Source organism: Spirulina sp. CS-785/01, from assembly GCF_028330525.1.
Lineage (GTDB): Bacteria > Cyanobacteriota > Cyanobacteriia > Cyanobacteriales > Spirulinaceae > JAQMSD01.
The window spans coordinates 1-6,700 of the sequence record NZ_JAQMSD010000343.1 but is presented as its reverse complement, the minus strand read 5'-3'; the positions used below and the strand labels follow the sequence as shown (position 1 = coordinate 6,700).

The following is a 6,700-nucleotide window of genomic DNA, read 5'->3' as shown; positions in this document are numbered from 1 at the left end:
GGAGTCGCCCTCACCCCCCAACCCCCTCTCCCAACCTTGGGAGAGGGGGAGAAAATGTCTCTCACAAGTGTCTGAAACAACGGTGTCTCGTTCTACAATTTCTCACCTTGACAGGGCTGGCATTGCCCACCCTACAATGATGAATACAATGCCCACCCTACAATGATGAATACAAGGATAGTGGATATTTGCGGATTCCCTACAAGCGTTAAAAAGACCAAGAGAGACGTGATTACTGCGTCTCTCTTGGTCTATAAATGGGTTTTTTATACAGCCATTCCTGAGTCAAGCTCAAGGTTGTGTCATCTTGTTTTGCCTTAGCCGTTTTTAGATTGGCTAGCGGTTTGAATGTACAGAATCAACAGAAAAACCGTAGGAACTAACACAAAGAGAATGGTTGCAATAAATCCAAGGTCATTAACTTCCATTACACCTACCCCTCTTAAATTAGGATTCATCTCACCTTATTAGGATATCATCCTGTTGCCCGTTCTCAATCATCCATGTTGGACTTGAACTTTGCTCAGTCCTCCAACCGTCAGCCATTACCGTCCCAACTTATTGGGAATACCCTCACATCCCCCTGGAATGGTTGCGCGAGTCTTCTCCCCACCCCAACAACAACAATAATATCGTTGCTCCTCACTCATACGCTCAACCCCGGTAAAATCGACCCGTTCCACCACCGCACCCGTATGGGCCCCGTTTTCGTAATTGGGAGGTAATGTTAAACTCCGAGGGGTTGCTGCCTCCACATGGCCATAAAATAGCCGTATCCCTTTAATATCGGCCCCGCGCAACGTGGCATCATACAGCACTGTCCGTGCTAAATTCGCCTTCACTAAGTCACATTCACTCAAATCTGCCCCAATCATATAGGCGGCACTCAAATCCGTCCAGCGTAAATCGGTTCCCGATAAGTTGGCCCGGGCTAACATGACTCCTAGATCAATCACCCGTAACCCATGCACTCGGTCTTCTGCATATCCTCCGGCCCCATCTAAAATGGCCCGGCCCAACAGGCCATCCCGTCGTAGGGGAGTGAGAAGTTTAGACTGGGAGAGAAAACGGAGAATTTTTGCTTTTCCCGCAGCATCTACACTACTGAGGATGGCCGCAGTGCGACCTTCTGCAAATGCTCTTTCTTGGGGCCAGTCTTCTAGGAGTCCTTCGTCACTTAATGCGAGGTCGGAAATGCCTTGAAAATAGGCATCAATGGTCTGTTGTTGGGTGATGGTATTTTGGCGGATGGTGAGGTCACGGGAGATGACGTACTGTTGCCAAGCTACATAAACGGCCAGAATAGCGATCATAATCTGTCCCACGGCCCCAAACCAATCGGCCCAAGAGCCAAACTCGTCCCATTTGTTATTCTGTAACCAGCGTTGAATTTGGCGAAAAACGCCTAAAAATTCTGCAAACCCTGCACTGGCCGCTAATAACCCCAAGGTTCCAATCAAAATTTTCCGTTCGGAGGGGGTGAGGAATTTAATCACCCACCGTTGTACCGCAGGTAAGGTAATGCGGAGGGAACTTAACAGTGTCACGAGGGCCCCTGCAAGGAGGAGAGGGATAATTTGTAACACCCACCCCAATACCATCACGGTAATTGCGGTAATAATAACTAGAGTCCCTAGGGAGTCACCAGAGGGGTTTTGACGGAGTTGGGGTTGGGGGATGACGAATTTTTCTGAGGTGGCTGGAAGTTGCGCGAGGGGGGGTGTATTCTGGTTCTCGGAGGGGTTGGACGGCTGAGGGTTGGATGGAGTCGTCATAGATGAAGCCAGTCTGTTAGGGTTAAGGGGAGAAAGCTGTTCTATATTTTACTAAGGTCTGATGGAGAATTTTGAAACCCTTAATCAAATTATCGTTGGTTTAGCGGTGGTGATTGGCATTTGTGCCTTTCTAATGATGTTTACGACTGTATTTACCAGTAGAAAGCGTTGAGCATAAGAGGTGAGTTGCAACTCACCTCTGGACATAACCTCTGGACATAACCTCTGGACATAACCTCTGGACTAATAATTATTCTGGTTTCTGCACAATTTTGGTTCGATCAGTCTCACCTGTCCTAGCCTACTACTGTTTGTCCCTGTCGCTTGCTTATTTTGAAAAAGTGTAATAATTGTAGCCGTAAATGGGGTCTAATTCTTGATTAATGGTGGCCTCTAAAAATTCAATTGCATCTGCATCTAAATAGTCTCGATACCCTCCCACTTTACCTTTCCTTACTTTATACCCCTCTGGATTATTTGTTGTTTTCATTTGTAGCACTCCATTTCTGACTTCTTCGCTCCCTTGAATTTCAATTTTTCTCATATTTTGAAAAGAGGCATATTCTACAGCTTCATTGATAATTTCGTCGCTAGTAGATAGTCCCAAAAATGTGATCACTTTTTTGAGTTCCTTGGCTGTATCTTGACGTAAATCTTCATAACGAATGAATGTTAAATTTTCGGAATTCTTTTGATATTCTGCAAAACTATTGTAAGGTTTGATATAGTCATTTTTTAAAGTAGGAGCATTCTGGATATAATCTGATAAATTACTATACTTGTCTCGATTTTTTTCAAATTGCATATATCTTGAAACTAGCGCGTCTCGTGGGTCTCGAACCAGTAAAATTACTTTTTTATTTTTATAATTATTTGACAAATTATAGCGTTCGTGATTAGCTTTTATCTTCGGGATATAGGGATTATTTTCTGAAAAGGAATATAAATCTGATAAGTTTAAATCCGGTGCAGCGATTTGATAGTGGTTTTGTAAAACACGACCAATTAATAGTCTTAGCCAAGTTCGACCACAATTGGTTGTTGATATTAATAGATATTCTGCTTTCTCTCGTTCCCGATAATGCTTTTGTGATTCGGTTTCTAAAAAATTACGTCTCATGTATTTGATGAGACGATACAGGTAACAGTAGGCAGATTGATTAAATGTATAAAGCTGTTTTAAAAACATGAGTCTTGTGCTGTAGATATTAGAAATCCAAATCAGGAAATGATCAATGCTTTTAAGTCTGACAGGTAAACCCTCCCCGTCTAAAATCCCCTGCTCCCATCATAGTACCATCGGAAGTATGAGACACTCCATGAACCCCTCCAAAAAACATATTTTTTTGTTGCCAACAGAGGGTTTCTGTGCCTTCGGGGAGTTGTAGATTGGATACTATGGCCTCATTGTAGGGGGGTTCGAGGTGAAAGACTTGGTTTTCCCAGTGACATCGGGGGAAGTTTACTGCGTCTTCTAGGGGAAGCTGAAAGTCGAGTAAGTTGATTATGACTTGTAGAATAGCAGTTCGGATGCGGTTTGAACCGCCTGATCCTAGGACAATTTCGGGTTTTCCTTGGTTTAAGACTAGGGTGGGGGCCATCATGGAGGAAATTCTGCGATCGCACGGCCATTCATGAAACCCATTGGGGTTTAAATCCTCCTCCCCTAACATATTATTCATCATAATCCCTGTCCCCGGTATCATATACCCTGACCCTTCTCCGTTGGAAGTCGTGGCACTGGCCGCATTCCCCCACTCGTCTATGACACTCACATGGGTGGTACTCCCCCATTTATTCACTTGAGTTTGTAATGCTTCTGTGTAGGGGGTGGTTGCTTGGGAGGAGAGAAAGTCTTGTGCAATGGTGTCTTGGTAGATTTGCCCATTATACCCCTGTTGGCGGGCCTGGTTGGTCAATTGCATCACCTGGGCTAAAATTTGCCGATGTTCTGCACTTCCCACTGCAATTTCCCGTAATTCTACGGAGTTCAATAATTGTAACGCAAATGCAATTAAAATTCCCCCAGAACTAGGAGGAGGATTGCTTAATAAGGTTCGGCCTCGATATTGAGTTTCCAGGGGACGACGACAAATAACTTGATAATTCTGAAAATCCTCTAGGGTTAAATGTCCCCCGTTTTCTTGACAATCTTTAACAACTTTTTGGGCAATTTCTCCCTGATAAAATAATTCTATTCCCTCTTGTACAATTGCGGTTAACGTCTCCGCAAAGTCGGGAAACGCTAGTTTTTCCCCTTGACGAACCTTTTTGCCTTGGGGATTATAGGTTTTTCTAGATTCCGGTAAAGCTAAGAGAATGGGATATAATAATTCATTAATACAATAATCTTGAAACGAACTTAATGGCACTCCTTCTTTGGCATAAGTAATGGCCGGTTCAGCGACTACAGAAAATGGTAGTTTTCCTAACTGTTGGTGAACCCGATAAACCCCGGCTAAATTCCCTGGAACGGCCATAGAACCCAGTCCAATATGAAAAGGTTGTATTGCATCTCCAAAGCAGAGATGAACCGGATAAAAATTAATCTCTTGGTTAGGCCGTTTATAGCGGGGGGTTTGTGTAAAAAAATCAAACAAAAGGTTGCGATTTTCTGGGGTGTGTGCTAGGAGAAATCCCCCGCCAGCAGGAGATGTGAGGGTCGGTTCAACCACAAAAGAGGCTAAAATAGCAGCAGCTATGGCATCAAACGCATTCCCTCCCAATGTGAAGATTTCTTGGGCAGCTGCTGCGGTTTTGCGATCGCCAGCGGCGATAATTCCACGAGTCTTAGATATCATATGTTATCTTGTAATTAATAATCCGTTTTATAGCTGGTTCTTTTTAAGGTTTCACTTTCCGTAAAATCACGGAGATAGCAAATCAATCCTTAACTTATTCTCCACATTCGTTTCAATGTTCGATAATCTTAATAGAAAATAGGGAAATTTCTAAGCAATTTGCTCCATTCAAAGGACTCGCTGATCCTGATCCAAGCCCATCATGGCTGTGAGGCAACCTTCACAGGACAGGCAAGAGAGATTAAACTAGGTAAGGGGGAAACGTGGTTGGCCAACCATTTCACAAGTTTGTGAGTAGCCAAAAGACACCAGACGAAGACAGTTACAGAGAGATTAACAGCGAGGGAGATACGGTCATTCAACGTTCCTCGAAACAGGAAGCTGATCGCCTTTTTCAAAAAGGCATTGAGAATTATCAGGATAGTCAGTTTAAATCGGCATTGCAAGCATGGCAACAGGCCCTGTTAATTTATCAGGAGATAGGAGACTTTACCGGAGAAGCAGAAACCCTGAGTAATTTAGGGATTGCGTTACAGTCGTTGGGCCGCTATCAAAAAGCCATAGAGCGTTATCAGCAGTCGTTGGTGATCAAACGAGAAAGTGGAGAATGGCAAATTAACCCCCAAGCGAGTCATCAAACCAAACGACGTTTAGATACCAGTGTGCAGCATCATGTCCAGGGGGAGTATCATTTGGCCTTAAAATTAGCGATCGAGCATTTTGAGAAGCATTTACAGCTTGCGAGATCAATTGGCGATCGCTTGGGGGAGGCCAAATCATTGTTTAATCTAGGGAAAGCCTATGCGTCTCTAGGCCACTTTGCAGAAGCACTCCACTACCATCACGACTCCCTGAAAATTAAACAAGATATCGGCAATGATAGCAGTTTAGCGGTTTCTCTCACGGCATTGGGACAAGCCTATGATTCCCTTGGGGATTACTCCAAGGCTATAAAATTCTATCAGCAATGTTTGAACCTCCCCGACACCGAGGAAAACCACGGTGAAAAAACGACGGCCTTGGGGGGGTTAGGGAGTGCGTTTTACTGTTGGGAGGACTATTCCCAGGCCCGACATTATTATCAACAGTATCTCCACTGGAGTGAGCATAATGAAGACGAAGCGGCCTTATCTGTCGCGTGGAGTGGGTTAGGGAATGTGTATTATTGTTTAACCCAATATCAAGAGGCATTACAAGCCTATCAGCAATCGTTGAAACTGAAACAGAATATTAGCGATCGCTTTGGAGAAGCCATTGTGTTAAGTAACCTCAGCAGAGTCTATACTGCTCTTGGGGAGGAGAAACAGGCAAAACTCTATCAACAGCAATCCTTGGTCATCAAACGCAGTATAACCCATGAATAAGTCCTTGATCGTGGACCATCTCACCGTAGAGGTGTCTCCCAGTGAACAACAACTGGCCCCGGTGGTGGCCCAACAGACGGGAGAGTATCTCAAACAAGTCCTTCAGCAACGGGGAGAAGCAAATATTGTTTTTGCCACTGGGAGTTCTCAGTTAGGCTTTTTAGGGGCATTAACCGCCCTAGAGGGGCTAGACTGGTCTAAGATTACCTGTTTTCATTTAGACGAGTATTTGGGACTCTCTGCCACCCATCCAGCCAGTTTTCGCTATTATCTACAGGAACAGATTTTGGCTAAAGTGCAACCAGCCCAATTTTATACGATTCGGGGGGATGCGGATGAGCCGTTGTTAGAATGCGATCGCTATACCCAACTCCTGAAAACCCGCACTTTAGACTTATGTTGTTTAGGAATTGGTGAAAACGGTCATCTGGCCTTTAATGAACCCCATGTCGCCGACTTTTACGACCCTTATTTAATCAAATTAGTTAAACTCGACCCAATCAACCGCCAACAACAAGTCAATCAAGGTCACTTCCCCAGTTTAGACCAGGTTCCCCAATATGCCTATACCCTCACGATTCCCGTGATTACCGCAGCCCAAAAAATTCTTGGTTTTGCCTTCGGCGATCGCAAAGCTAAAATAATAAAAACCCTCCTCTCCCACCCCGTCACCCCCAACTGTCCCGCCTCCATCTTACGCCATCACCCCCAAGCCACTCTCTACTTAGACCCAGAAGCAGCAGGGTTAATAGTTGAGAGT

The 6,700-nt window shown here is 44.4% G+C and carries 6 protein-coding genes; 2 read left to right on the top strand and 4 right to left on the bottom strand.

Features of this window, described 5'->3' with window-relative positions:
* Positions 1–317: 317 nt before the first annotated feature.
* The 4 genes from psbM to ggt form a co-directional block, all read right to left on the bottom strand.
* The gene (gene psbM, locus PN462_RS22780; protein WP_272131156.1) at positions 318–428 is read right to left on the bottom strand and encodes a photosystem II reaction center protein PsbM; all 111 of its coding nucleotides are present in this window, start codon (positions 426–428) and stop codon (positions 318–320) included.
* 117 nt (positions 429–545) lie between these two features.
* On the bottom strand, positions 546–1,775 hold the full coding sequence (locus PN462_RS22775; protein ID WP_272131155.1) for a pentapeptide repeat-containing protein: 1,230 nt from the start codon (positions 1,773–1,775) through the stop codon (positions 546–548).
* Positions 1,776–2,103: 328 nt separating this feature from the next.
* Positions 2,104–2,895: a sulfotransferase domain-containing protein gene (locus PN462_RS22770; RefSeq protein WP_272131154.1), complete on the bottom strand. Its 792-nt coding sequence runs from the start codon at positions 2,893–2,895 to the stop codon at positions 2,104–2,106.
* A gap of 121 nt (positions 2,896–3,016) precedes the next feature.
* Positions 3,017–4,576: a gamma-glutamyltransferase gene (gene ggt / locus PN462_RS22765; protein ID WP_272131153.1), complete on the bottom strand. Its 1,560-nt coding sequence runs from the start codon at positions 4,574–4,576 to the stop codon at positions 3,017–3,019.
* 290 nt (positions 4,577–4,866) lie between these two features.
* Here ggt and PN462_RS22760 point away from each other — a divergent pair, with 290 nt between their 5' ends.
* Together PN462_RS22760 and PN462_RS22755 are read left to right on the top strand one after the other, a co-directional pair.
* On the top strand, positions 4,867–5,940 hold the full coding sequence (locus PN462_RS22760; RefSeq protein WP_272131152.1) for a tetratricopeptide repeat protein: 1,074 nt from the start codon (positions 4,867–4,869) through the stop codon (positions 5,938–5,940).
* The coding region (locus PN462_RS22755; protein ID WP_272131151.1) for a glucosamine-6-phosphate deaminase at positions 5,933–6,700 on the top strand (768 nt) is incomplete at its 3' end. The genes PN462_RS22760 and PN462_RS22755, both read left to right, overlap by 8 nt.